At 70.6% G+C, this 24,107-nt stretch carries 25 protein-coding genes; 12 read left to right on the top strand and 13 right to left on the bottom strand.

All coding sequences use genetic code 11. From position 1 onward, the window contains the following. Positions 1–96 precede the first annotated feature (96 nt). Entirely contained in the window at positions 97–756 is a 660-nt protein-coding gene (locus OG413_RS03920) for a hypothetical protein (RefSeq protein WP_266803013.1), read from the top strand. A 152-nt stretch (positions 757–908) separates the two neighbouring features. Here the strand turns inward: OG413_RS03920 and OG413_RS03915 are convergent, their stop codons facing one another. From OG413_RS03915 to OG413_RS03905, 3 genes are read right to left on the bottom strand one after another with little or no spacing between them, the layout of a single operon-like run. Continuing rightward, positions 909–2,042 carry an Mrp/NBP35 family ATP-binding protein gene (locus tag OG413_RS03915; protein ID WP_266803012.1) on the bottom strand — a complete coding sequence of 378 codons (1,134 nt, stop codon included), beginning with the start codon at positions 2,040–2,042 and terminating at the stop codon, positions 909–911. 43 nt (positions 2,043–2,085) lie between these two features. After that, positions 2,086–2,646 carry a DUF1003 domain-containing protein gene (locus tag OG413_RS03910; protein WP_266803011.1) on the bottom strand — a complete coding sequence of 187 codons (561 nt, stop codon included), beginning with the start codon at positions 2,644–2,646 and terminating at the stop codon, positions 2,086–2,088. Further along, positions 2,636–3,910 (bottom strand): CBS domain-containing protein, encoded by a 1,275-nt coding sequence (locus OG413_RS03905; RefSeq protein ID WP_266803010.1) that lies wholly within the window; start codon positions 3,908–3,910, stop codon positions 2,636–2,638. The genes OG413_RS03910 and OG413_RS03905 overlap by 11 nt, the downstream gene beginning before the upstream one ends. 227 nt (positions 3,911–4,137) lie before the next feature. Between OG413_RS03905 and OG413_RS03900 the strand changes: the two genes are divergently transcribed. Further along, a complete protein-coding gene (locus OG413_RS03900) occupies positions 4,138–4,899 on the top strand; it encodes a hypothetical protein (protein ID WP_266803009.1) in 762 nt (253 codons plus the stop codon). Positions 4,900–4,988: 89 nt separating this feature from the next. Here OG413_RS03900 and OG413_RS03895 read toward each other — a convergent pair whose 3' ends face one another. Together OG413_RS03895 and OG413_RS03890 are read right to left on the bottom strand one after the other, a co-directional pair. Beyond that, positions 4,989–5,513 carry a hypothetical protein gene (locus OG413_RS03895; protein WP_266803008.1) on the bottom strand — a complete coding sequence of 175 codons (525 nt, stop codon included), beginning with the start codon at positions 5,511–5,513 and terminating at the stop codon, positions 4,989–4,991. Positions 5,514–5,544: 31 nt separating this feature from the next. Then, positions 5,545–6,675 carry a magnesium and cobalt transport protein CorA gene (locus OG413_RS03890; RefSeq protein ID WP_266803007.1) on the bottom strand — a complete coding sequence of 377 codons (1,131 nt, stop codon included), beginning with the start codon at positions 6,673–6,675 and terminating at the stop codon, positions 5,545–5,547. A 410-nt stretch (positions 6,676–7,085) separates the two neighbouring features. Here OG413_RS03890 and OG413_RS03885 point away from each other — a divergent pair, with 410 nt between their 5' ends. Further along, positions 7,086–7,670 carry a suppressor of fused domain protein gene (locus tag OG413_RS03885; protein WP_266803006.1) on the top strand — a complete coding sequence of 195 codons (585 nt, stop codon included), beginning with the start codon at positions 7,086–7,088 and terminating at the stop codon, positions 7,668–7,670. A 37-nt stretch (positions 7,671–7,707) separates the two neighbouring features. Here OG413_RS03885 and OG413_RS03880 read toward each other — a convergent pair whose 3' ends face one another. Further along, complete coding sequence (locus tag OG413_RS03880; RefSeq protein WP_266803005.1) at positions 7,708–8,940, bottom strand: MFS transporter; 1,233 nt, start codon at positions 8,938–8,940, stop codon at positions 7,708–7,710. Between the two features lie 157 nt (positions 8,941–9,097). Here OG413_RS03880 and OG413_RS03875 point away from each other — a divergent pair, with 157 nt between their 5' ends. The 3 genes from OG413_RS03875 to OG413_RS03865 all read left to right on the top strand — a co-directional run bounded on the left by OG413_RS03875 (position 9,098) and on the right by OG413_RS03865 (position 11,528). Continuing rightward, positions 9,098–9,775, top strand: coding sequence for a DUF6758 family protein (locus tag OG413_RS03875; protein ID WP_266803004.1), 678 nt, complete (start codon positions 9,098–9,100; stop codon positions 9,773–9,775). A 94-nt stretch (positions 9,776–9,869) separates the two neighbouring features. Next, positions 9,870–10,736, top strand: coding sequence for a PHP domain-containing protein (locus OG413_RS03870; protein WP_266803003.1), 867 nt, complete (start codon positions 9,870–9,872; stop codon positions 10,734–10,736). A gap of 186 nt (positions 10,737–10,922) precedes the next feature. Then, positions 10,923–11,528, top strand: a complete 606-nt coding sequence (locus tag OG413_RS03865; RefSeq protein WP_073717992.1) for a MarC family protein — start codon at positions 10,923–10,925, stop codon at positions 11,526–11,528. Positions 11,529–11,670: 142 nt separating this feature from the next. Here OG413_RS03865 and OG413_RS03860 read toward each other — a convergent pair whose 3' ends face one another. After that, positions 11,671–11,823, bottom strand: a complete 153-nt coding sequence (locus OG413_RS03860; RefSeq protein ID WP_198676864.1) for a hypothetical protein — start codon at positions 11,821–11,823, stop codon at positions 11,671–11,673. Positions 11,824–12,035: 212 nt separating this feature from the next. Between OG413_RS03860 and OG413_RS03855 the strand changes: the two genes are divergently transcribed. Continuing rightward, entirely contained in the window at positions 12,036–12,947 is a 912-nt protein-coding gene (locus OG413_RS03855; RefSeq protein ID WP_266803002.1) for an NYN domain-containing protein, read from the top strand. A 131-nt stretch (positions 12,948–13,078) separates the two neighbouring features. On the opposite strand, the gene OG413_RS03850 is transcribed toward OG413_RS03855, so the two are convergent. Together OG413_RS03850 and OG413_RS03845 are read right to left on the bottom strand one after the other, a co-directional pair. Continuing rightward, complete coding sequence (locus OG413_RS03850; RefSeq protein ID WP_266803001.1) at positions 13,079–13,945, bottom strand: alpha/beta fold hydrolase; 867 nt, start codon at positions 13,943–13,945, stop codon at positions 13,079–13,081. A 113-nt stretch (positions 13,946–14,058) separates the two neighbouring features. After that, complete coding sequence (locus tag OG413_RS03845; protein ID WP_266803000.1) at positions 14,059–16,158, bottom strand: DEAD/DEAH box helicase; 2,100 nt, start codon at positions 16,156–16,158, stop codon at positions 14,059–14,061. A 450-nt stretch (positions 16,159–16,608) separates the two neighbouring features. Here OG413_RS03845 and OG413_RS03840 point away from each other — a divergent pair, with 450 nt between their 5' ends. Next, positions 16,609–17,364, top strand: a complete 756-nt coding sequence (locus tag OG413_RS03840) for a ferritin-like fold-containing protein (protein ID WP_266802999.1) — start codon at positions 16,609–16,611, stop codon at positions 17,362–17,364. 41 nt (positions 17,365–17,405) lie between these two features. Here OG413_RS03840 and OG413_RS03835 read toward each other — a convergent pair whose 3' ends face one another. From OG413_RS03835 to OG413_RS03820, 4 genes are all read right to left on the bottom strand, one after another. Next, the gene (locus OG413_RS03835; protein ID WP_266802998.1) at positions 17,406–17,678 is read right to left on the bottom strand and encodes a hypothetical protein; all 273 of its coding nucleotides are present in this window, start codon (positions 17,676–17,678) and stop codon (positions 17,406–17,408) included. A 208-nt stretch (positions 17,679–17,886) separates the two neighbouring features. Continuing rightward, positions 17,887–18,114 carry a DUF3107 domain-containing protein gene (locus tag OG413_RS03830; protein ID WP_073717986.1) on the bottom strand — a complete coding sequence of 76 codons (228 nt, stop codon included), beginning with the start codon at positions 18,112–18,114 and terminating at the stop codon, positions 17,887–17,889. Positions 18,115–18,244: 130 nt separating this feature from the next. Then, positions 18,245–18,886 carry a TetR/AcrR family transcriptional regulator gene (locus OG413_RS03825; RefSeq protein WP_266802997.1) on the bottom strand — a complete coding sequence of 214 codons (642 nt, stop codon included), beginning with the start codon at positions 18,884–18,886 and terminating at the stop codon, positions 18,245–18,247. Between the two features lie 169 nt (positions 18,887–19,055). Beyond that, on the bottom strand, positions 19,056–19,271 hold the full coding sequence (locus tag OG413_RS03820) for a hypothetical protein (protein ID WP_266802996.1): 216 nt from the start codon (positions 19,269–19,271) through the stop codon (positions 19,056–19,058). 110 nt (positions 19,272–19,381) lie between these two features. On the opposite strand from OG413_RS03820, the gene OG413_RS03815 reads away from it, so the two are divergent. The 4 genes from OG413_RS03815 to OG413_RS03805 all read left to right on the top strand — a co-directional run bounded on the left by OG413_RS03815 (position 19,382) and on the right by OG413_RS03805 (position 24,106). Then, on the top strand, positions 19,382–20,347 hold the full coding sequence (locus OG413_RS03815; RefSeq protein ID WP_266802995.1) for an alpha/beta fold hydrolase: 966 nt from the start codon (positions 19,382–19,384) through the stop codon (positions 20,345–20,347). Then, positions 20,332–21,960: a DUF3152 domain-containing protein gene (locus OG413_RS03810; protein ID WP_266802994.1), complete on the top strand. Its 1,629-nt coding sequence runs from the start codon at positions 20,332–20,334 to the stop codon at positions 21,958–21,960. Before OG413_RS03815 ends, OG413_RS03810 begins: the two co-directional genes overlap by 16 nt. A 77-nt stretch (positions 21,961–22,037) precedes the next feature. Then, entirely contained in the window at positions 22,038–22,133 is a 96-nt protein-coding gene (locus OG413_RS46855; RefSeq protein ID WP_323137801.1) for an Ms4533A family Cys-rich leader peptide, read from the top strand. 248 nt (positions 22,134–22,381) lie between these two features. Continuing rightward, a complete protein-coding gene (locus OG413_RS03805) occupies positions 22,382–24,106 on the top strand; it encodes an ABC transporter substrate-binding protein (RefSeq protein WP_266802993.1) in 1,725 nt (574 codons plus the stop codon). Position 24,107: the final 1 nt, after the last annotated feature.

Raw genomic sequence — 24,107 nt, 5'->3', positions numbered from 1 at the left:
TATGGCTATTCTCCATCTGTCCGGTTGCGAGGACGCCCAAGCCCGCGGGGGGCGGGCCGCTCCGGATCGGAACAGATCGAGGAGGCGGCCGGGCAGATGGAGACGACGAGTCGGGTAGGGGCGGAAGGTGCGCCCAGCACAGTCACCGCAGAGGGGGTGCCGGCGGCCCGGCGTACGGTCGACGGCTATCTGCTGGCGCCGTTCCCGTGGTACGGGCTGGACGAGGCGTTCACCGGGCCGCGCTGGCTGATGCAGGTCGGCACCGCGGCGGACGGCACGGTGCAGCACGGTTCCACCGGACACGGTGACGAGCCCTCGGTACGGTCCGACGCGCGCCCGGAGAAGGAGCGGTTCGCGGTCGTCGTGACCGTGGGCAGCAGCCCGGTGCGGCGCAGCGGCGACGGTACGGGGGTGCTGGACGCCACCACGGTCTCCTCGGCGGCCTGGCTGGCGGGCTCCGGCCTCCTGTCGTACACCTGGCCGCCGCAGCTGGACCACGTGCTGCGGGACGACTGGCTGGACCAGCAGACCGAGACGGCGTTCGAGCTCGCCGACGACCTGGGCACCCCGCCCTGGTCGAAGCTCTCACTTCCGGTGGACGGCGTTCCGGTGGAGTTCCACTACCGCGAGTCCGAGTTCGGCTGGGTGCTGGCCGGTTCGGCGCACGGTGGTGTGCACATCGGGGCGTACGGGCGGGGGATGAGCGCGTACGGGCTGGGGTTCGCGGTGATCGGCGACATCACCACGTACGCCTGAGCGAACCGGGACGCTGTCGGGCGGGCGGAAACGTCCGCCCGGCGACGGGGATCGGCGGTGACCGGGATCAGCGGTGACCGGGATCGGCGGTGCCGGGACCGAGGACAGCGCGGTACCGGGGGCCGGGACCGCGCTGTCGGGGTCGGTGGGTGTCAGAACTTGTTGCGGGGCGTGAGGCCCAGCGACATGCCGGACAGGCCGCGCTGACGGCCGCTCAGCTTCTCGGCGATGGACCGCAGCGCGCTGCCGGCCGGGGAGTCGGGGTCGGACAGGACCACCGGCTTGCCCTCGTCGCCGCCCTCGCGCAGCCGCAGGTCGATCGGGATGGTGCCGAGCACCGGAACCTCGGCGCCGACCGTCCGCGTCAGGCCCTCCGCGACCCGCGCACCGCCGCCCGAGCCGAACACATCGACCATCTCGTCGCAGTGCGGGCACGGCATGCCCGACATGTTCTCGACGACGCCGACGATCTTCTGATGGGTCTGTACGGCGATGGAGCCGGCCCGCTCGGCGACCTCGGCCGCGGCCTGCTGCGGGGTCGTGACGACCAGGATCTCCGCGTTCGGCACGAGCTGCGCGACGGAGATCGCGATGTCACCGGTGCCCGGCGGCAGGTCGAGCAGCAGCACGTCCAGGTCGCCCCAGTACACATCGGCGAGGAACTGCTGGAGCGCGCGGTGCAGCATGGGCCCGCGCCACACCACCGGGGCGTTGCCCGGGGTGAACATGCCGATGGAGATGACCTTCACGCCGTGTGCGGACGGCGGCATGATCATGTTCTCGACCTGGGTCGGCTTGCCGTCGGCACCGAGCATCCGGGGCACGCTGTGCCCGTAGATGTCCGCGTCCACGACGCCCACCTTGAGCCCGTCGGCCGCCATGGCCGCCGCGAGGTTCACCGTCACCGAGGACTTGCCGACGCCGCCCTTGCCGGAGGCGACCGCGTACACCCGGGTCAGCGAGCCGGGCTGGGCGAAGGGCACCTCGCGCTCGGCCGTGCCGCCGCGCAGCGCGGACGCGAGTTCCTTGCGCTGTTCGTCGCTCATCACATCGAGCGTGACGTCGACGCGCGAGACGCCTTCGACCCGCGCGACCGCTTCGGTCACATTCTTGGTGATCGTCTCGCGCATCGGGCAGCCGGAGACCGTGAGATACACCGTGACAGCGACTACACCGTCAGCATCGATCTCGACCGATTTCACCATGCCCAGCTCGGTGATCGGGCGGTGGATCTCCGGGTCGTTCACTGTCGACAGTGCTTCACGCACCGCGTCTTCCGTAGCCATAGGGACGATGGTACGGCGCAGGGCCGTACGCGCGGGTAACCCTTCAGCGGTCGCCTTCGTCACTCTCCGGCCGGGCGAGAACCTGCCGGTCGTCCATGTCCCTCACCATGTCCTGGAGTTCCGACCTGATCCAGTCCCGGGTGGCGACCTCGCCGAGGCCCATCCGCAGCGCGGCGATCTCCCGGGTGAGGTACTCGGTGTCGGCGATGGACCGCTCGTTCTGCTTGCGGTCCTGCTCATGGGTGACCCGGTCCCGGTCGTCCTGGCGGTTCTGCGCGAGCAGGATCAGCGGAGCGGCGTACGACGCCTGGAGCGACAGCATCAGCGTCAGGAAGATGAACGGATACCCGTCGAACCGCAGGTCGCGCGGCGCGAAGATGTTCCACAGCACCCAGAGGATGATGATCAGCGTCATCCAGACGATGAACCGCCCGGTGCCCAGGAACCGGGCGATCCGCTCGGAGAACCGGCCGAACGCCTCCGGGTCGTACTCCGGCAGCAGCTTGCGCCGGGGGTCCTTCGGCTGGTCGATCCGGTTCCGCGGCGGGCGCACGATGCCGGAGGAGCCCGTCGACGCCGCCTTCGAACGCTCCTCACCGGCCACGGGCGATCCCTTCCTCACCGTGGAAGTCGGTCTCACGCCAGTCGTCGGGCAGCAGGTGGTCCAGGACGTCGTCCACCGTCACCGCGCCGAGCAGCGAGCCGCTCTCGTCGACGACGGGCACCGAGACCATGTTGTACGCGGCCAGATAGCTGGTCACGACCGGCAGTGGGGTGTCCGGGGACAGCGGTACGAGGTCGCTGTCGACGATCGAGCTGACCAGGGTGAACGGCGGGTCGCGCAGCAGCCGCTGGAAGTGCACCGTGCCCAGGTACTTGCCGGTCGGGGTCTCGTCCGGCGGCCGGCAGACGTACACCTGCGCGGCCAGCGCGGGCGACAGGTCCGACTGCCTGACCCGGGCCAGCGCGTCGGCGACCGTGGCGTCCGGCCGCAGCACGATCGGCTCGGTCGTCATCAGACCGCCCGCGGTCCGCTCCTCGTACGACATCAGGCGGCGCACATCGGCGGCGTCGTCCGGCCGCATCAGCGCCAGCAGCCGCTCCTTGTCCTCCTCGGGCAGCTCGGAGAGCAGGTCGGCCGCGTCGTCCGGGTCCATCGCCTCCAGGACATCGGCGGCCCGCTCCTCCTGGAGCTTGCCGATGATCTCCACCTGGTCGTCCTCCGGCAGCTCCTCCAGGACATCGGCGAGCCGGTCGTCGTCCAGCGCGGCGGCGACCTCGGCCCGGCGCTTGGGTGACAGATGGTGCAGGGCGTTGGCCACATCGGTGGGCCGCAGCCGCTCGAACGTGGCGACCAGGCTCTCGGCGCCCTGCCCGTGCTCATCCAGCGAGAACCCGCTGACCGCCGACCACTCCACCGTCAGCGTCTCGCCCTTGCGGCGCAGCGCGCCGCCGCGCCCCTTGCGGACGAAGTACTTGTCGATCTCCCAGTCGCGGCGGGCCGGCAGCTGCTGGATCGCCACATCGAGGACGGTGACCTCCTCGCCGGTCTCCACCAGCCGGACCCGCCGGTCCAGGAACTCGCCGAGGATCAGGCGTTCGGTGGGCCGCTGCTCGAAGCGCCGCATGTTGACCACGCCCGTGGTGATGACCTGGCCCGACTCGACGCCCGTCACCCGGGTCATCGGCAGGAAGATCCGCCGTCGGCTGAGCACCTCGACGACCATGCCGAGCAGCCTCGGCGGGCGGCCGCCGACCCGCAGCATCGCCACCAGGTCGCGGACCTTGCCGACCTGATCACCGTTGGGGTCGAAGACCGGCACACCGGAAAGATGTGACACGAAGACCCTGGGGGCGCCTGCCGCCATCCGATGCGCCTCCTTCGCCCGACGGTGCCGTGCGCGGTGTGTGCCCTACGGACCGCACCACGCCATATCGATCAGTCGATTTCGCCGTTATGCCGGGATCAGGCTAGCCCGTACCACGCCACTCCGCCCCGGCGGACGTCTCGGTACGCCTCGCTGCGGGCGGGTGCGGACGGACCGGTACGCTGCCGTCTGCCACCCCGTACACGCAGTTGAGAGGCAGTGCGCCCGTGACCTCTTTTGCCCCGGCCGTCCGGAACCACCGCCGGGCCGCTCTCGCCGTAGTGCTCTGTGCAGGGCTCACCGCGGCCCTCACGGCCTGTGCGGGCGAGGACCTGGACAAGGGGACGAACGGCGTCGGCAGACTCTCGGCCGCGGAGATCGACAAGAAGACGAGAGCCGCGGCGGACGCGGCGGACGCGGTGCGGCTCGCGGGCAAGCTCGTCAGCAAGGGCGGCACGTACACCCTGAACATGCGGCTCAACGCGGAGGGCGGCACCGGCTCCGTCACCTCGAAGCAGAGCACGTTCGTACTGCTGCGGATCGGTGACGAACTCTTCCTCAAGGCCGACTCCGCCTTCTGGAACCACGAGAAGAGCGACCAGGGCGAAAAGGGCGACCAGGCGGCGGCCGACAAGCTCAACGGCAAGTACGTGAAGGTGCCCGAGGGCGACCCCACGTACAAGCAGCTGCGCGGCTTCACGGACAAGGAGATCCTGCTGGACGGCCTGCTCTCGCTGCACGGCGAGGTCAGCAAGGGCGACCGGGACAAGATCTCCGGGGTCCGCACCATCCAGATCCGGGGCGGAAAGGGTGAGGGCGGCGTCCTCGACGTCTCCCTTGAGGGCAAGCCGTATCCCGTACGGGTGGCACGCGGCGGCGGCGGGGGCAGCGTCACCCTCGCCGACTGGGGCAAGCCCTTCGCGCTGGAGGCACCGGAGGAGGCCGACACCGTCGACTACGGGGGCCAGCTCCCGAAGTCCTCGGGCTGAGGTCCCCGGCTGCTCAGCACCGGCGCGGGCTTCGGGCCGGGACGCGTGGCTCGAAGCCCGCGCCGGTGTTACCGAGCCGGGGCGCCGCGTCAGCCCGTGCGGCGACGGCGCTTCAGCAGCAGCCGGGGGAGCGCGGCGGGCACCGGCCGGCGCGTGGTCGCCGGGGTCGGCAGCGGCGGGGCCGCCAGCGAGGTGTCCGGCAGTCCGGTGAGGGTCCCGCCGGGCGTCAGCCGGACGACCACGCACTCCCGCGCCCAGCGTTCGGTCATCTGTTCGGCATCCGGTGCGTTCAGCCGCTTGCCCTTGAGTTCGGCGACCGCGGTCTCCCACTCCTCGGAGTGCGGTGCCAGTACGGAGACCGCGGCGCTCCAGACGACGAGGCGGCCGCCCTTGTCCTTGCTGCGGACGGTAACCTCGACGGCGGCCCCGTCGGTGATCCCGGCCGGGAACGGCTGTTCGCCGGGGCCGTTGCCCACGAGATGGGCCGCACCCTCGTGCCAGACGTGCCACAGCGCGCGGGCGGGCCCGGTGCCCCGCACCCAGATCAGACCGGACTTCTTGGTGGCTTCCTCGACGAGGGCCCGGTCCATCAGCGCGTCAGCGGCAGCAGTCATGGCCGCACTCTATGGGACCGGGTCGCCCCGCTCAGAGCCAGCCGTTGCGCTTGAGCATGCGGTGGATGGAGAAGCAGACCACCCCGATGAAGCCCAGCACCATCGGATAGCCGTACGTCCATTTCAGTTCCGGCATGTGGTCGAAGTTCATGCCGTAGACGCCGCAGATCATCGTCGGTACGGCGATGATGGCCGCCCACGACGTGATCTTGCGCATGTCCTCGTTCTGGGTGACGGTGGCCTGCGCCAGGTTGGCCTGGAGGATCGAGTTCAGCAGCTCGTCGAAGCCGATGACCTCCTCGTGCACCCGGGCGAGGTGGTCGGCGACGTCCCGGAAGTATTTCTGGATGTCGGGGTCGATCAGCCGCATCGGGCGCTCGCTCAGCAGCTGCATCGGCCGCAGCAGCGGGGAGACGGCCCGCTTGAACTCCAGCACCTCGCGCTTGAGCTGGTAGATCCGGCCCGCGTCCGAGCCGCGCGGGGTGCCCTTCGCCGGAGTGGAGAAGACATCGATCTCCACCTCGTCGATGTCGTCCTGCACCGCTTCGGCCACCGCGATGTAGCCGTCCACGACATGGTCGGCGATCGAGTGCAGCACGGCCGATGGGCCCTTGGCGAGCAGCTCCGGGTCGTCCTGGAGCCGGTGACGCAGCGCGCGCAGCGAGCCGTGACCGCCGTGCCGGACGGTGATGACGAAGTCCCGGCCGGTGAAGCACATCACCTCGCCGGTCTCGACGACCTCGCTGGTCGCGGTCAGCTCGGCGTGCTCGACGTAGTGGATGGTCTTGAAGACGGTGAACAGCGTGTCGTCGTAACGCTCCAGCTTCGGGCGCTGATGCGCGTGGACGGCGTCCTCCACGGCGAGCGGGTGGAGACCGAACTCCCGGGCGATACCGGCGAATTCCTCCTCCGTCGGCTCGTGCAGGCCGATCCAGGCGAAGCCGCCGTTCTCCCGTACCCGAAGCATCGCCTCGTGCGGGGTCGGGCAGGCCGACGCGTCGAGCCGCCGCCCGTCGCGGTAGACCGCGCAGTCGACGACCGCGCTGGAGGCGGACGGGTCGCGGGTGGCGTCATAGCCACCGCTGTACGGGGCGCTGTTCTTACGGAGGGAGGGACGCAGGGACGGGCGCACGGCGGCGCGCAGGTCGCGGATCATCGACATGGGCTGACTCCTTCACGGAGGGCCGTCGGCGGGGCGTGGAACAGCCCGGAATGGGGACGTGGCTCACGTCCGCAAAGCGGGCGGCACCGCGCGGGCGCGATGACGGCGTTCGCTACAGACAGGCAAAAACGAAAGGCTCTTCCGTGGTGCGAACTGCCGTGGGCCTGGACCGGGAAAGGGTCAGATCACCGAGGGAAGGCGTCGTGCGGAAGAGCGGCTGGTACTGCACGGTCGACTTGGATCCATGGCAGTCCCCACCTCCTCCGGTCGGTCCCCCGTGAGGGACGACGTGTCGTCGGGACTGAGAGAGCGACGCTTCTGCGCGCTGTCCCGACCGGCGGCCAGGCTATCAGCCACCTAGGGCCCAATCCCTTACTTTGCCCCTCCGATACGCGTTCTATGCTCGCGACATGGGAGAAATTCTTGCTCTGGTCGAGGCGCGGCTGCGGACGGCCCTGGGGGAACCGGACGCCCGCGCCGATGTGACGTTCCTCGGTACGGACCGTATCGAGGTGCTCCGCTTCATCGACGGGGACGTGGTGCGCTACGCGACGCTCGGCATGTCCGCGCAGCCGATGGCCGACCCCACCTCACCGCTCGCCGATCCGGTGAAGGGGCCCCGCGCCGAGCTGGTCCTGTCGGTACGGGCCGGGCTCGCCGACACCGACCAGGTGCTGCGCCCGCTCGCGGTGCTGGCCGCCTCTCCGCAGGTCGAGGGGCTGATCGTGGCCCCGGGCGCCGCGCTGGACCTCGGGCAGCCGCTCTGGACGGGGGCGCCGTTCAGCTCGGTGCTGGTGGCCGAGCCGGGCGGGCTGGTCGAGGATCTGGAGCTGGACGAGCCGCGTGAGCCGGTGCGTTTCCTGCCGCTGCTGCCGATGACGCACAACGAGGCCGCCTGGAAGCGGGTCCGGGGGGCGCAGGAGCTCCAGGAGCGGTGGCTGTCGCACGGGACGGATCTGCGTGATCCGCTGCGTACCTCCGTAACGCTGGACTGAAGCCCCCGCGCCGGTGCCGGGCGGGGTGCGTGCGGGGTCAGTCGGCGAAGACCGTGACGCCGTCCTCGGTGGCGTGCTTCGGCTCCAGTTCCTCGGCCTCGTGGGTCAGGGCCGTACGCCGGACCCCGATGACGACGGCGCCCGCCAGCGCGGCGATCGCGGCGACGACGAACGGGATGTGGATGCTGCTCCACTCCTCGATCTTCGGGGCGAGGAAGGGGGCGGCCGCCGCGGCGAACCAGCGGACGAAGTTGTATCCGGCGCTCGCCACCGGCCGCGGCGCGTCCGACACACCGAGGGCCAGCTCCGTGTACACGGTGTTGTTCATGCCGATGAAGGCGCCGGAGACGATGGTGCAGACAATGGCCGTCGTGTGGTTGCCGTACCCGAGGATCAGCAGGTCGACGGCGAGCAGCACCAGCGAGGCACCGACCACCTTCAGCGAGCCGAAGCGCTTCTGCAGCCGCGGGGCGACGAGCACCGAGAAGACCGCGAGCAGCAGGCCCCAGGCGAAGAACACCGCGCCGGACTTGTACGGGGTCATGTTCAGCACGAACGGGGTGAAGGCCAGGATCGTGAAGAACGCGTAGTTGTAGAAGAACGCCGAGGTCGCGACCGAGGCGAGACCGCCGTGGCCGAGCGCCTTGAGCGGGTCGAGCAAAGAGGTCTTCCGCGCGGGCCTGGGCTGTTCCTTGAGGAACGCGGTGATGCACAGGAAGCCGATCGCCATCAGGACCGCGGTACCGAAGAAGGGGTAGCGCCAGCTGGCGTCCCCCAGCAGCGCGCCGAGCAGCGGCCCGCACGCCATGCCGAGGCCGAGCGCCGATTCGTACAGCAGGATCGCCGCGGCGCTGCCGCCCGCCGCCGCGCCGACGATCACCGCGAGCGCGGTGGAGACGAAGAGCGCGTTGCCCAGACCCCAGCCGGCCCGGAAGCCGACCAGTTCGCCGACGGACGAGGAGGTGCCGGACAGGGCGGCGAAGACGATGACGAGCGCGAGACCGGCCAGGAGCGTCTTGCGGCCGCCGATGCGGCTGGAGACGAAGCCGGTGACGAGCATCGCGACGGCGGTGATCAGGAAGTACGAGGTGAAGAGCAGGGACACCTGGCTGGGTGTCGCGTCCAGCCCCTTGGCGATGGACGGCAGAATCGGGTCCACCAGGCCGATTCCCATGAAGGCGACGACAGACGCGCCCGCGGTGGCCCAGACGGCCTTCGGCTGACGCAGGATGCTTGACGCCCCTTCGTCGAACGGATCCTCTCCCGGCATGGGTTCTCTCGCTCTCCACTAGGTCGTTGTGTTATGCACAGAATAAGTTAGACACTCTAATGAATGCAAGTTACATCTATTTTCCCCGGTGGGGGCCACGCTGCGGACGGGTGATCGTCCTTGACGCGGCGACCGCCGCGGAGGACCGTTGGTGGTTATGAGGGGTGAACCCAGTTGCCCGAAGTGCGGTGGCCGGGTCAGGGCGCCCGGCCTCTTTGCCGACTCCTGGCAGTGCTCCGCGCACGGCCAGGTCCATCCGCTGCAGCCCGTGATCCCGCCCAGCGTCGAGGCGCTCGGCGTGGTCGTGCACCGCGCGCGGGTACCGGTGTGGATGCCCTGGCCGCTCCCCGTGGGCTGGCTGTTCACCGGGGTGGCCTCCGCGGGTGATGACCGCAGCGGCGGCCGTGCCACCGTCGTCGCCTGCTCCGGACCGGGGCCGCTCGGCGGTATGGGTGAGCTGCTGCTCGTCGCCGAGGAGCTGGGGGTCGGACTCGGCGCGCGGTACGCGGGTATCGAGGGGCCCGACCCAGGCCCGTACTTCCAGGTCGACGGCGTGCCCGACGCCAAGGTCCTCGCCGCCGGACGCCCCACCCCCCTCTGGCACGTCAAGGGCGCCCCGGAGGACCGGGCGGTCTTCGCGGGAGAGGCGTGCGGCCTGTGGCTCTGGGCGATCGTCCGGCCCGAGCAGTCGGGGCTGCTGATGTACGACGAGCTGGTGCTGACCGATCTGCGCGACGCCGGGGGAGAGTCGGACCTCGTCCCCTGCGGCGCGCTCACCCCGCGGCTGCTCAGCACTCCGGACGGCCCGCCCCGGCAGGGGTCCGCCGGGATTTAGGGGGGTTCGCGGCGGTTATCCTTGAGCGACCGCCGTCCAGCCCCGCCTGTCACCTTCCTCCGTCCCATCCCCCGCGAGCCATGGAGTACGCGTCGTGCGCATCGATCTGCACACCCACTCCGCCGCGTCGGACGGCACGGACACCCCCGCCGAACTGGTGGCGGCCGCCGCGGCCGCGGGGCTCGATGTGGTCGCGCTCACCGACCACGACACCGTCGGCGGATACCGGCAGGCCATCGGCGCCCTGCCCGAAGGTCTCACCCTCGTCACCGGCGCCGAACTCTCCTGCAGGCTCGACGGTGTGGGCCTGCACATGCTGGCGTACCTCTTCGACCCCGAGGAGCCCGAGCTGGCCCGCGAGCGCGAGCTGGTACGGGACGACCGGGTGCCGCGCGCCCGGGAGATGGTCCGCAAGCTCCAGGCGCTGGGCGTCCCGATCACCTGGGAACAGGTCGCGCGCATCGCGGGCGACGGTTCGGTCGGCCGACCGCACGTGGCCACCGCGCTCGTCGAACTCGGCGTCGTCGAGACCGTCTCCGACGCCTTCACCCCCGAGTGGCTGGCGGACGGCGGGCGCGCGTTCGCGGAGAAGCACGAGCTCGACCCGTTCGACGCGATCCGGCTGGTCCGGGCGGCGGGCGGCGTCACCGTCTTCGCCCACCCGGCAGCCGTGAAGCGCGGCGCCGTGGTGCCCGAGTCCGCGATCGCCCGGCTCGCCGCCGCGGGGCTGGACGGCATCGAGGTCGACCACATGGACCACGACGAGCCCACCAGGGCCCGGCTGCGCGGGCTCGCCCGTGAGCTGGGACTGCTGACGACCGGGTCCAGCGACTACCACGGCACCCGCAAGACGGTGGGACTCGGCGAGTACACGACCGACCCCGAGATCTACGGCGAGATCACCCGGCGCGCCACGGGAGCCTTCCCGGTGCCGGGCGCCGGCGGAACCGGCCGCCCGTAGGACACCGCGCGCACCCGCGCGAGCCCTTCACCGCACCACGCAAGCACGCCACGCACCACTCCCCGCGCGCCCGGACAGCTGTCATGCGACTTCCGTGCGACCGTCCCCGGCCTGCCGCTGACGCTGCTCCGGCCCGACCCGCGCGCACCTCCCCGTACCGCCCGTTCTCTCCTCGCAAGGCTCACTGTGTTCGACGTCGCTGTTTTCGGATCCCTGTTTCTCACGCTTTTTGTGATTATGGACCCGCCCGGGATCACCCCGATCTTCCTGGCCCTCACCGCGGGCCGCCCCGCCAAGGTGCAGCGCAAGATGGCGCTGCAGGCGGTCGCGGTCGCCTTCGGGGTGATCGCCGTCTTCGGTCTGCTCGGGCAGCAGATCCTGGACTATCTGCATGTCTCCGTGCCCGCGCTGATGATCGCGGGAGGTCTGCTCCTGCTGCTGATCGCGCTGGACCTGCTGACCGGCAAGACCGACGAGCCGACCCAGACCAAGGACGTCAACGTGGCGCTCGTGCCGCTGGGCATGCCGCTGCTGGCCGGGCCCGGCGCGATCGTGTCGGTCATCCTGGCGGTGCAGCACGCCGACGGGGTGGGCGGCCAGATCTCGGTCTGGTCGGCGATCGTCGCCATGCACGTGGTGCTCTGGCTGACCATGCGCTACTCGCTGCTGATCATCCGGGTGATCAAGGACGGCGGTGTGGTGCTGGTGACCAGGCTCGCCGGAATGATGCTCTCGGCCATCGCCGTGCAGCAGATCATCAACGGTGTCACCCAGGTCATCCAGAACGCCTGACCGCCCACCGGCGGCACCGGACACCACAGCGCCCCCGGACACCACAGCGCCCCCGCACGGATCTTCCGTGCGGGGGCGCTTCGTCTTTAGCGGCGCAATGCGTCATCAAGTCCGACCGGCAGGTGCCGGTCGGCCCAAGGCGTTACGAAGCCGAGCTTTCGGCCGGCCGGATGTAGATGCGCTGGCCTATTGCCGCGGCCTGCTGCACGATCCGGTTGACGGAGGCGGCGTCCACGACAGTGCTGTCCACGGCGGTACCGTCGACATCGTCGAGTCGCATGATCTCGAAGCGCATATGGCTTCCCTTCGTCTGATCCTCCTGCTGGAGAACTACTGGGAGGACGGGGCGACCCCGTCCGCAAGGATGAAGAGCGCAAGGCGTCCGCGTCTCGCGCTCCACAGGGGGTACAACGGCTTGCCCTCTGCAAACATTCCCTACGCTAAGGAAATTTTTTGGATGTCTAAGTATCCTCCAGTAGCTGCGCGTGCGCAGACGATGAGGTCCGCATGAACGAAGCGGACGCACAGCCATTCGGCGAGGCCGATATCGAAGAGCGCCTGGACCGCACCAACGAGCTGCTCCAGCGCGTGCTCGCCGAGGTGTCGAAGACCCCGTCGACCCACGCGATCTTCGTGGACGCGGGATATGTGTACGCGGCGGCGGGACTGCTCGTCACCGGCACGGAGGACCGCCGCTCCTTCGACCTCGACGCGGAGGGGCTGATCGAGGCGTTCATCGACAAGGCCCGCACGATCTTCGCGGACAGCAGACTGCTGCGCGTCTACTGGTACGACGGGGCCAGGCGCCGCATCCACACCGTCGAGCAGCAGTCCATCGCCGAACTCCCCGACGTCAAGGTGCGGCTCGGCAACCTCAACGCCAACAACCAGCAGAAGGGCGTCGACTCCCTCATCCGTACCGACCTCGAATCACTCGCCAGGCACCGCGCCATCAGCGACGCGGCCCTCGTCGGCGGCGACGAGGACCTGGTGTCGGCGGTCGAGGCGGCCCAGGGCTACGGCGCCCGGGTCCACCTCTGGGGGATCGAGGCCGGTGAAGGGCGCAACCAGGCCGAGCCGCTGCTCTGGGAGGTCGACAGCCAGCGCACCTTCGACCTCGACTTCTGCCGCCCCTACGTCACCCGGCGGCCCGTCACCACGTACGAGGACGACACCCCGGCCCCCTCGCGCGAGGACGTCCGCTTCGTCGGCGCGCAGATCGCCGCCACCTGGCTCTCCGCCCGTGGCCGCGAATCCCTCGCCGACCTGCTGCCCGGACATCCCTACCTTCCGGGCTCCGTCGACCAGGACCTGCTCGTCGAGGCGGAACGGCTGCTCCAGCACTCGTTGCGCGGCCACGCGCACCTGCGGCGGGCGCTGCGGGACGGGTTCTGGCAGCACCTCCAGGCGCAGTACTGATCCACCGGAGCCGCTGAGACACTGATCCACCGGGCCACTGATCCACCGGAGACACCGATCCACCGGAGCCGCTGAGCCGCTACGGGCCCGAGGGCCCGCAGCCGCTGAGCCGCCGCGGGTCCGAAGCTCCGTCAGAGGCTGTCCCAGAACGAGACCAGGGCCGCGGCCGTCTCCTCGGGCCGGGCCGTGTTGGGGGAGTGCTCGGCACCCCCGACCGTGGTGCGGCGGGCCCCCAGCCGCCGCGCCATCGCATCGAACCGCTCGACCGGCCAGACGTCGTCGCGCTCGCCGGAGATCACATGGACGGGCAGCGCGAGGGCGGCCAGTTCGTCCACCCGGTCCGGTTCGGCGGCCAGCTGCGCACCGGTGGCGATCAGCTGCGCCGGGTTGTGGAGCAGCCAGCGGCGGCGCAGCTCCTCGCCGCCACCGGTGTCCGCGTCCTGCGGCGGGTCGAGGGCCCGCATCGCGTCCCACACCTCCGCCATGCTCAGCGCCGACAGCGCGTCGCTGAGCATCTTCACCTTGTCCCGCTGGGCGGCGACGACCTCGGCGGGACCCGAGGACATGAGGGTCAGCGAGCGGAACGGCGCGACGTCGAGCAGGACGGCGGCACGGGCGATCTGACCGCCGAGCGAATGACCGAGCAGATGTACGCGGCCGGGGGTGCCGTCGGGCCCAGCGGGGGCGCCGAGCGCCGTCGCCTGGGCCAGCACGTCGCGGGCCAACTCCTCCTGGGCGTACGACTCCTGACGGTCCGTTCCCGCGGTCTCGTACTGTCCCCGGCCATCGACGGAGACGACCCGGTACCCGGCGTCGGTGAGCGGTTCGAGCAGCGCGATGAAGTCCTCCTTGCTGCCGGTGTATCCGGGCAGCAGCAGGGCGGTGGAGTGCGCCTCGGTACGCGGTGCGGCGTCCAGCACGGCGAAGTCCCCGCGCGCGGTACGCAGCACACGGGCACGGGCACAGGGGGGCGGGGTGAAGGTGGGCGGCCGACTCATGTCACCGAGGCTATCCCCGGCCGCCCACCTCGCGCCGTACAGCCCTACGGCCCCGGTCCCGCAGCTGCGGGACCGGGGCCGTAGGGGCCGTGTTGTGCGGGTGCGTGCGGCTGTCAGCCCTCGGTCGTGGCCGACTCGACCTTGGCCGACGCGCGGGTGGCCCGGCGGCGGCGCGGCTTGGCCGGGGCCTCCGCGTCGGACGCGGCCTCGCTCACCACGGCCTCGGCCTCGGAGACCACGGCGGCCTCCGTAGCGGCGGTGGCGGCGCGGGTGGCCCGGCGGCGGCGCGGCTTGGCCTCGGCCTCGTCGGCCGGAGCCTGCGTCACCGTCTCCGTCGCGGCCTTCGTCGTGGTCTTCGCCTTGGCGTCGGCCTTCGGCTTCGACTCCGTCTTCGGCTTCGCGGCGGCACGGGGCCTGCTGCGGCGCGGCTTGGTCTCCGGCTCGGGCTCGGACGCCGGGGCGATCTGGAAGTCGACCTCGTCGACGACCGGCTTCACGACCCGGGTGCGGCGGCGCGGCTTGGTCTCCGCCACCGGCTCGGCGAAGCCGACCGCGACGGCCACCGTCTGGAACTCGGCCTCGGCCCTGGTCCTGACGGCCGGAGCCTGCGTCACGGTCTCGGCCACCGGCTTCACGGCGGCGGTCCGGGCGCGGCGGCGGCGCGGCTTGGTCTCCGCCGCGGGCTCCGCCTCGGTCACGGCTTCGACGACCTGAGCCGCCGGGGCCTCCACCACGGCCACCGCTGCCTCGGCAGCGGCCTCCGGGGCACCCACGCGGGTACGGCGACGGCGGCGCGGGGTGCGCGGCTCCGCCGGGGCGTCGGTGGCGTCGGGCACCGGGGTGATCTCGCCGGCCGGTGCGGGCACCGTGGCGACGCCCTCCTCCAGCGTGGCTCCGTTCCTGGTACGACGACGCTGACGCGGCGTACGCGTACGCGGCTCGCGCTCCTCGCGGGCGGGGGCCGGTGCGCTCGCGGCGGACTTGCGGCCGCGGCCGCCCGTCTCGCCGAGGTCCTCGACCTCTTCCGCGCGCAGACCCGCACGGGTCCGGTCGGCACGGGGCAGTACGCCCTTGGTGCCCGCGGGGATGCTGAGCTCCTCGAAGAGGTGCGGGGACGTGGAGTACGTCTCGGGCGGGTCGGGGAACTTCAGGTCCAGTGCCTTGTTGATCAGCTGCCAGCGCGGGATGTCGTCCCAGTCGACCAGCGTGACCGCGATGCCCTTGGCGCCCGCGCGGCCGGTACGGCCGATGCGGTGGAGGTAGGTCTTCTCGTCCTCGGGGGACTGGTAGTTGATGACGTGGGTCACACCCTCGACATCGATACCGCGCGCGGCGACGTCGGTGCAGACGAGGACGTCCACCTTGCCGTTGCGGAACGCGCGCAGCGCCTGTTCACGGGCGCCCTGGCCGAGGTCGCCGTGGACCGCGCCGGAGGCGAAACCGCGCTTCTCCAGCTGCTCGGCGATGTCGGCGGCCGTCCGCTTCGTACGACAGAAGATCATCGCGAGCCCGCGGCCGTCGGCCTGGAGGATGCGCGAGACCATCTCGGGCTTGTCCATCGAGTGGGCGCGGTAGACGAACTGCGCCGTGTTCTTGACGGTCGAGCCCTCGTCGTCGGGCGACGTGGCGTTGATGTGGGTGGGCTGCGACATGTAGCGACGCGCCAGGCTGATGACGGCGCCGGGCATCGTCGCCGAGAACAGCATGGTCTGACGCTTCGGCGGCAGCATCGTGATGATGCGCTCGACGTCGGGCAGGAAGCCCAGGTCCAGCATCTCGTCGGCCTCGTCGAGGACGAGCGCGCGGATGTGGGACAGGTCGAGCTTGCGCTGGCCCGCCAGGTCGAGCAGTCGGCCCGGGGTGCCGACGATCACGTCGACGCCCTTCTTGAGGGCCTCGACCTGGGGCTCGTACGCACGGCCGCCGTAGATCGCGAGAACGCGGACGTTACGGACCTTGCCCGCGGTCAGCAGGTCGTTGGTGACCTGCTGGCACAGCTCGCGGGTCGGGACGACGACCAGGGCCTGCGGGGCGTCGGTCAGCTTCTCGGGCGCGGCACGCCCGGCCTCGACGTCGGCGGGGACGGTGACGCGCTCGAGGAGCGGCAGTCCGAAGCCGAGCGTCTTGCCGGTGCCGGTCTTGGCCTGGCCGATGACGTCACTGCCGGAGAGCGCTACGGGGAGCGTCATCTCCTGGATGGGGAACGGGGACATGATGCCGACTGCCTCAAGGGCTTCGGCCGTCTCGGAAAGGATCCCGAGGTCGCGGAACGTAGTCAGGGTGCTGCCTCTTCTGTGAGACGCGGACCGAGGCGAACGCTGGGGGTCGTACCGTGCCGGGGTTGGTCATCCGGCCGTGGATGGGCCGGGTGGCGCGGGACCACTGCCGTCGCTCGAGCGCTCGTGCCGCTGAGGGGGCCCCTCATCTGCGGTCGTACGTGTCGTACGCCCCGCGTGGAGGGCTGTCGGGTCGGAGCCGATCGGGCCACCGACCGGGCATCCTCATTCAAGGTCGCGTCCCTGGCACTGGAAAATGCTCAGTAGACGCAATACCACTGTACCCCGGATTCGCGCATGTGTGTTGGGCGAATTCATCGGAACGGTGTGATGTCTGTAGCCGGGCGGGCCCTTCGGCGGTTCGGCGAGCGGGCTATTGTGCGCTCCATGGAGACGCCTGACAACGCCGCTGAACCCGCCAACGAAGCTCCCGAAACCCCCGCACCCACCGGAATCGCCGCCCAGGACTGGGCCACCGCATCCGCTGACCCGCAGTACCGCGCAGCCGTCGTGGATCTGCTGGGTGCGCTCGCCTATGGCGAGCTGGCGGCCTTCGAGCGGCTGGCGGAGGACGCCAAACTCGCGCCGACACTCGGTGACAAGGCGGAACTGGCGAAGATGGCCTCCGCCGAATTCCATCATTTCGAGCAGCTGACGGACCGGCTCACCGCGATCGAGACGGACCCGACCGCCGCGATGGAGCCGTTCGCCAAGGCGCTCGACGACTTCCACCGGCAGACCGCGCCGTCGGACTGGCTGGAGGGGCTGGTCAAGGCGTACGTCGGTGACTCGATCGCCAGCGACTTCTACCGCGAGGTCGCGGCCCGGCTCGACGAGGACACCCGCTCGCTCGTCCTCGCCGTGCTCGACGACACCGGCCACGGGAACTTCGCGGTCGAGAAGGTGCGCGCCGCGATCGAGGCCGAACCGAGGGTCGGTGGCCGGCTCGCGCTGTGGGCCCGTCGGCTGATGGGAGAGGCGCTCTCCCAGGCCCAGCGGGTGGTCGCCGACCGGGACGCCCTGTCGACGATGCTCGTGGGCGGCGTGGCCGACGGCTTCGACCTGGCCGAGGTGGGACGGATGTTCTCCCGGATCACCGAGGCCCACACCAAGCGGATGGCCGCGCTGGGCCTGGCCGCGTAGTCGGCCCGGCCGCCGCCCGCCGCCTCGGCGGGCCGCCCGGACTACTGGGCCGCCGCCGATCGGCCGAGGCGGCGGCCGCGTGGGCGGATCAGCAGCGACAGCGTCACCGACCCGACGAGCACCGCGCCGATCAGCGTCGCCAGGACATGGCCGGAGCCCAGGGCCGAATGCGTCAGATACGCGCCGAACAGGGCGCCCAGGGCACCGGTGAGGAACACGGGACGGCCGGACGGCAGGCGGCCGGGCAGTGAACGGAGCGCCGCCCAGGAAAGGGCGAGTCCGAGCACCGCGGAGCCGAAGATTTCCCAGATCACAGAGGATCACCTCGCGGGGGTGTGCGGGGCGGTCAAATCGGTCGTAGGCGGTACTACCCGTGGGTCGCGGAACGCAACCCTCCCGCGAGCTGCGGAAACCGTTCGAGCACACCCGGACACGAGGGACCGGTCCGGGCCCGGATACGCGGAAGCGGTCCGGCGGGGAATCCCCTGCCGGACCGCTTCCGCGTTCACTGTGTCGCGTGAGTTACAGCGCGCCGAACCCCACACGCCGGGTGCTGGGCTCGCCGATCTCCACGTACGCGATCCGGTCGGCCGGCACCAGAACCTTGCGGCCCTTGTCGTCCGTGAGGCTGAGCAGCTGCGCCTTCCCGTTGAGCGCTTCGGCGACCGCGCTCTCGACGTCCTCGGCGGAAAGCCCGCTCTCCAGAACGATCTCCCGGGGCGTGTGCTGCACCCCGATCTTGACCTCCACGGCTATGTCCCTCCGACGGTCAGTCCCTGCGCGGTGAACCGCGCCGTACGCAGCCACACTAGCCCGGTGGAACCAGAGGTCATGGCCCGACCGGCAACGCCCGCAGCGAACACGGCCGACGGCCCGTCGGTCAGTGCTGGTCGATCCCGTGCAGCGGGAACCCCGCGATGCCCCGCCAGGCCAGCGAGGTCAGGAGCTGGACCGCCGTGTCGCGCGGAATGCTGGAGCCGCTGGAGAGCCAGTAGCGGGCCACCACCTGGGACACCCCGCCCAGGCCGACCGCGAGCAGCATGGACTCGTCCTTGGACAGCCCCGTGTCACCGGCGATGACGTCGGAGATGGCCTCCGCGCACTGGAGCGAGACCCGGTCGACCCGTTCGCGTACCGCGGGCTCGTTGGTCAGGTCGGACTCGAAGACCAGCCGGAAGGCGCCGCCCTCGTCCTCGACGTACGCGAAGTAGGCGTCCATCGTGGCCTCGACGCGCAGCTTGTTGTCCGTCGTGGAGGCCAGCGCCGTGCGCACGGCCGCCAGGAGGGACTCGCAGTGCTGGTCCAGCAGGGCCAGGTAGAGCTCCAGCTTCCCCGGGAAGTGCTGGTAGAGCACCGGCTTGCTGACCCCGGCGCGCTCGGCGATGTCATCCATGGCCGCGGAGTGGTAGCCCTGCGCGACAAAGACCTCCTGCGCGGCCCCCAGCAGCTGATTGCGTCGGGCGCGGCGGGGCAGGCGAGTGCCCCGCGGGCGCGCTGCCTCTGTCTGCTCGATGGCTGTCACGCCGCCTCCCAAATTTGTGATCAAGCACAGACGTTCGTTCACACGCTGCGCCGTACAGCCATCGTACTTTTGAGTAACCCGGGTGCGCGCGGCGCGGACGCAGAATTTCACGGACCGGACGACTGCGGTAGCCACAGATTCAACGAGTCAGGGAACAAAGCGGGGCGTATTACCGGTAATCGTCTTCATCCAGTGCGACAACCCGGCTCTGTTCCGCGGCATCCGCCTCATTGGCGGCGTCCCGGTCGATGTCCGTCAGCGGTTCGTCGGCCCGCTGCTGGAGGTCGAGCTGTTGTTCGGCGGCGTCGGCTTCGGGGGTCTCCGGGTCCAGCTCGTCCGGCTCGACATCCTCGAAGGTCTCCGGGTCGCTCGGGTCGACCGTCATGATGGCTCCCTTCCTTCCCTTGAAGCGTAGGAGCAACCCTCCCGCGCCGCGATGCGGCCTGTGACCGCGAACACATCAATCGGCACGTGATCGTCTCGTAACATTGCCGCATGTCTTCGACCGAGCTGCCGGGTACCCGTGCCGCCGCCGCAGCGTTGGCCCCCACGGTCAGTGCCGTCAGGGTCGCGGAGGGTGAGCGGCTGCGCTCCGTCTCGCTGCCGGGACTCAGCCTGTCCGTCCGCGCCCGGCCCGGGGACCGGGCCGGGCTGCCTCCCGCGCTCTATGTGCACGGGCTGGGCGGTTCCTCCCAGAACTGGTCGGCGATGATGCCGCTGCTGTCGGACGTGGTCGACGGCGAGGCCGTCGATCTGCCCGGATTCGGGGACTCGCCGCCGCCGGACGACGGCAATTACTCGGTCACCGGGCACGCGCGCGCGGTGATCCGGCTGCTGGACGCGGGGGAGCGCGGGCCCGTCCACCTGTTCGGCAACTCCCTGGGCGGCGCGGTCGCCACCCGGGTCGCCGCCGTCCGCCCCGACCTGGTGCGCACCCTCACCCTCGTCTCGCCCGCGCTGCCCGAGATCCGGGTGCAGCGGCCCGCCGTTCCGACCGGGCTGCTGGCGATCCCCGGAGTCGCATCCCTGTTCTCCCGGCTCACGAAGGAGTGGACGGCGGAGCAGCGCACGCGCGGGGTCATGGCACTCTGTTACGGCGATCCGGCGCGTATCTCCGAAGAAGGCTTCCGCCACGCGGTGGCCGAAATGGAGCGACGACTGGAACTGCCGTACTTCTGGGACGCCATGACGCGCTCCGCCCGTGGCATCGTCGATGCCTACACGCTGGGCGGACAGCACGGGCTGTGGCGCCAGGCCGAGCGGGTGCTCGCACCGACCCAACTGGTGTACGGCGGACGGGACCGGCTGGTCTCGTACCGGATGGCGCGCAGAGCGTCCGCGGCCTTCCGCGATTCGCGACTGCTGTCACTGCCCGACGCGGGGCACGTGGCGATGATGGAGTACCCGGAGGCGGTCGCCCAGGCGTTCCGGGATCTGCTCGACGAATGTGGCGGGAGCTGATCCGGGGCGTGGGACGACACAGTCGAAAGGGCCCCGAGGCCAAAAACCCTCAGGCCCCGGCCGCACCGGATCCGGGCGGCGAGCGCGGAGCGCCCCGGTCCGCGCCGGGCAACGGGCGACGCCGCAGGGCCGCCCCCGCACCGCCGGGCGGCGAGGGAAACACCCCGTTCGGGGAGGCAAACACCCCGTTCGGCGAGGGGGACACCCCGTTCCATGACGCCCCGCAGGTCCGCGGCGGCCATCCCGAGCAGCGCGAACCGGGTGGCGGCTGGGGGGCCGGGCCGCAGTCGCAGGCGTACGGGGACCAGCGGACGCCGGGTCGTCCGGGCGTGGCCGGACCGTCAACGGCGCCGGGCGGGAGGGTCGTTCCGGGGCAGGCCGGACAGCCGGACGGGTGCGCCCCGGCTCCCGGGGTCTCGCCCCGCCAGGAGGCCGTGGCGCGTCAGGTCTCGGCGCAGCGGGCGGCACAGCGCGCCGCCGACGGGCGCGTGGCGGCGCGGCCCGCACCCGGCGGAGGCCCGTTGATACCGGGCCCGCGCAGGGAGTTCGTCGACGCCTTCGACGCCGCACCGCAGTCCGCGGCACCGCAGTCCGCCACATCCCACTCCGCCGCATCGCAGGTCACCACATCGCAGTTCGCCGCGGTGCAGTCCGTCGCGGCGCCGGTGACGACGCCTCCGTCGTCCGTGTTTCCCGCCGGCCCGAACGCCCCGGTCACCGACGGGGACGACGGCCCCGAGGGCCCGGCCGGCGACCGGGGCGGGCCGGGTGCCGGGGACGGCAAGGATGGCAAGGGCGGTGGCAGGAGCGGCAGGGGCCGGACGTTCACCGGTATCGCGGCCGCCGCGGTGACCACCGTGCTCGCGGTGGTCGTGGCCGGACAGGTGGCGCAGGACTCCGAGGACCGGGAGGGCGCGCCGCGGACCGCGGGCGTGGACCGGGACGGCAGTTCCGACGCGTCGCGCTCCGATGCCCGCCCCGCCCCCGCGAAGGCGCCCGAGGTCAAGCCCCTTTCGTACGCGGAGAAAATGGCTGAGCCCTATCCGCTCGATCCGAAACTGAAGGCGAGCGGGAAATTCGAGGCCGTTCCGGGTCTGGCGAAGGCGCCGGGCAAGGGGCAGAAGTACCGCTATCGCATCGACGTCGAAAAGGGCCTTGCCCTTGATGCCGGTCTTTTTGCCGAGGCCGTACAGAAAACGCTGAATGACGACCGGAGTTGGGCGCACGGCGGTGCGATGACATTCGAGCGGATTTCCTCGGGTGAACCGGATTTCGTGATTACGCTGGCGAGTCCGGGAACCACCGGGGACTGGTGCTCGAAATCCGGTCTGGATACGACCATCGACAATGTCTCCTGCGACTCCGCCGCGACCGACCGGGTCATGATCAATGCCTATCGCTGGGCGCAGGGCTCGTCCACCTACGGCCCGGACAAGTTGCTGACCTACCGCCAGATGCTGATCAATCACGAGGTCGGCCACCGACTCGGGCACGACCACGCGAGCTGTGACACACCCGGAGCGCTGGCTCCGGTGATGCAGCAGCAGACGAAGTCGCTGAACCTGAAGGGGATCAAGTGCAAGGCCAACCCTTGGGTCCATCCCGGTAGTTGACCGCCGTTGTCCATATTTCGAGATGACCGTCTCATTCCGCGTTGACATCGCTGAGGCGGTCGTCCATATTTCTCGGCATGTCACGCATCCCGTTCACCCCCGAGCGCGCCGCCATCGAGCTGGCGCTCATCGGCGTGGCCGGGCATTGCGTAGCCGACGTTCTCTGTCGCTGACGCCCGCCCGAGCGCGCGTCGGCCCTCCTTCCCCGTGAGCCTGTTCAGGGCTCAGTGAGCCCGTTTCGGGGCTCCGTGGGTCATCCATGACTGCCGCGCCCGGCGTATTCCGTCCGTAGGTGCGGCTTTTCGGTGTTTATCGGCACTTCGGTGCTCCGATGCCTCCTCTCGCTGTCGCCTGCACGGATCTTTTCTTCTGCTTTCCATGCATTCCTCCTGTTTGCAGCACACCGAGAGGTCATCTTCCGATGCGTCAACCGTCCGTCATATCTCGCCGCGTGGCAGCGGCAGCCGTGGGTCTCGTACTGGCCGCGGGTGCCGCGGCCTGCGGGCCCGAGGACACCAAGGGCAGCGACGGCAGCTCCGGCGCCGAGGGCAAGCCGCAGAAGGGCGGCACCCTCACCGTCCTCAACAGCAACCCGCAGGAGGACTTCGACCCCGCGCGGCTCTACACCTCCGGCGGCGGCAACGTCCCCTCGCTCGTCTTCCGTACGCTCACCACCCGCAACCGCGAGGACGGCGCGGCGGGCGCGAAGGTCGTCCCCGACCTGGCCACCGACCTGGGCACGCCCAGCAAGGACGCCACCGTCTGGACGTACACCCTCAAGGACGGCCTGAAGTACGAGGACGGCACCGCGATCACCTCCGCGGACATCAAGTACGGCATCGAGCGCTCCTTCGCCGCCGAACTCTCCGGCGGCGCCCCCTACCTGCGCGACTGGCTCATCGGTGGGGCCGACTACCAGGGCCCGTACAAGGACAAGAAGGGCCTCGCCTCCATCGAGGTGCCCGACGCGAAGACCATCGTCTTCCACCTCAACAAGCCCGAGGGTGAATTCCCCTACCTCGCCACGCAGACCCAGACGACCCCGGTGCCCAAGGCCAAGGACACCGGCACCAAGTACGAGGAGCACCCGATCTCCTCGGGGCCGTACAAGGTCGTCACCAACGAGAACGACGGCGAGCGGCTCGTCCTGGAGCGCAACCCGCACTGGTCGGCCACCACCGACGAGGAGCGCAAGGCGTACCCGGACCGGATCGACGTACGCTCCGGGCTCGACTCCGCCGTCATCAACCAGCGGCTCTCCGCCTCCCAGGGCGCCGACGCCGCGGCCGTCACCACCGACACCAACCTCGGCCCGGCCGAACTCGCCAAGGTCACCGGCGACAAGAAGCTCGCCACCCGCGTCGGCACCGGCCACTTCGGCTACACCAACTACATCGCCTTCAACCCGAAGGTGAAGCCGTTCGACGACCCGAAGGTGCGCCAGGCGATCTCGTACGCCGTGGACCGCTCCTCCGTGATCAACGCGGCCGGCGGCTCCTCGCTCGCCGAGCCCGCCACCACCTACCTGCCGAACCAGAAGTCCTTCGGCTACACGCCCTACGACCACTTCCCGGCCGGGAAGACGGGCAACGCCGAGGAGGCCAGGAAGCTCCTGAAGGAGGCCGGTTACGCCAAGGGCCTGACCGTCACCCTGACCCACTCCAACGACAAGGACTTCGAGACCAGCCCGGAGATCGCCACCGCCCTCCAGGCCGCGCTCAAGAAGGCCGGGATCACGGTCAAGCTCCAGGGCCTGGAGAGCAACGACTACTCCGACACCACCCACAGCGCCACCAAGGAGCCCGGCTTCTTCCTCGCCCACTGGGGTGCGGACTGGCCCTCCGGCGGCCCGTTCCTCGCCCCGATCTTCGACGGCCGGCAGATCGTCAAGGACGGCGCCAACTTCAACACCGGCTTCCTGAACGACCCGGCGGTCAACAAGGAGATCGACGAGATCAACAAGCTCACCGATCTGAACGCCGCCGCCGCCCGCTGGGGCGCGCTCGACAAGAAGATCGGTGAGCAGGCCCTGACCGTGCCGCTCTTCCACCCGGTCTACAAGCGGCTCGTCGGCCAGGACATCAAGAACGTCGTCATCAGCGACTGGACCGGCGTCCTCGACATCTCCCAGGTCTCGGTCAAGTAAC

It is taken from the genome of Streptomyces sp. NBC_01433 (assembly GCF_026340105.1).
Taxonomy (GTDB): domain Bacteria; phylum Actinomycetota; class Actinomycetes; order Streptomycetales; family Streptomycetaceae; genus Streptomyces.
The sequence above is the reverse complement of the archived record's forward strand: the minus strand, read 5'-3'. Positions and strand labels throughout refer to the sequence as shown.

What these genes read in the sequence shown, in the direction of transcription:
- OG413_RS03855 (WP_266803002.1), top strand. Translation starts at nt 12,036, where the DNA reads ATGAACGAAGCGGACGCACAGCCATTCGGCGAGGCCGATATCGAAGAG.
- OG413_RS03805 (WP_266802993.1), top strand. Translation starts at nt 22,382, where the DNA reads ATGCGTCAACCGTCCGTCATATCTCGCCGCGTGGCAGCGGCAGCCGTG.
- OG413_RS03885 (WP_266803006.1), top strand. Translation starts at nt 7,086, where the DNA reads ATGGGAGAAATTCTTGCTCTGGTCGAGGCGCGGCTGCGGACGGCCCTG.
- OG413_RS03840 (WP_266802999.1), top strand. Translation starts at nt 16,609, where the DNA reads ATGGAGACGCCTGACAACGCCGCTGAACCCGCCAACGAAGCTCCCGAA.
- OG413_RS03905 (WP_266803010.1), bottom strand. Translation starts at nt 3,910, where the DNA reads ATGGCGGCAGGCGCCCCCAGGGTCTTCGTGTCACATCTTTCCGGTGTG.
- OG413_RS03895 (WP_266803008.1), bottom strand. Translation starts at nt 5,513, where the DNA reads ATGACTGCTGCCGCTGACGCGCTGATGGACCGGGCCCTCGTCGAGGAA.
- OG413_RS03820 (WP_266802996.1), bottom strand. Translation starts at nt 19,271, where the DNA reads ATGACGGTCGACCCGAGCGACCCGGAGACCTTCGAGGATGTCGAGCCG.
- OG413_RS03810 (WP_266802994.1), top strand. Translation starts at nt 20,332, where the DNA reads ATGTGGCGGGAGCTGATCCGGGGCGTGGGACGACACAGTCGAAAGGGC.
- OG413_RS03890 (WP_266803007.1), bottom strand. Translation starts at nt 6,675, where the DNA reads ATGTCGATGATCCGCGACCTGCGCGCCGCCGTGCGCCCGTCCCTGCGT.
- OG413_RS03880 (WP_266803005.1), bottom strand. Translation starts at nt 8,940, where the DNA reads ATGCCGGGAGAGGATCCGTTCGACGAAGGGGCGTCAAGCATCCTGCGT.
- OG413_RS03860 (WP_198676864.1), bottom strand. Translation starts at nt 11,823, where the DNA reads ATGCGCTTCGAGATCATGCGACTCGACGATGTCGACGGTACCGCCGTG.
- OG413_RS03915 (WP_266803012.1), bottom strand. Translation starts at nt 2,042, where the DNA reads ATGGCTACGGAAGACGCGGTGCGTGAAGCACTGTCGACAGTGAACGAC.
- OG413_RS46855 (WP_323137801.1), top strand. Translation starts at nt 22,038, where the DNA reads ATGTCACGCATCCCGTTCACCCCCGAGCGCGCCGCCATCGAGCTGGCG.
- OG413_RS03875 (WP_266803004.1), top strand. Translation starts at nt 9,098, where the DNA reads ATGAGGGGTGAACCCAGTTGCCCGAAGTGCGGTGGCCGGGTCAGGGCG.
- OG413_RS03815 (WP_266802995.1), top strand. Translation starts at nt 19,382, where the DNA reads ATGTCTTCGACCGAGCTGCCGGGTACCCGTGCCGCCGCCGCAGCGTTG.
- OG413_RS03920 (WP_266803013.1), top strand. Translation starts at nt 97, where the DNA reads ATGGAGACGACGAGTCGGGTAGGGGCGGAAGGTGCGCCCAGCACAGTC.
- OG413_RS03850 (WP_266803001.1), bottom strand. Translation starts at nt 13,945, where the DNA reads ATGAGTCGGCCGCCCACCTTCACCCCGCCCCCCTGTGCCCGTGCCCGT.
- OG413_RS03845 (WP_266803000.1), bottom strand. Translation starts at nt 16,158, where the DNA reads ATGTCCCCGTTCCCCATCCAGGAGATGACGCTCCCCGTAGCGCTCTCC.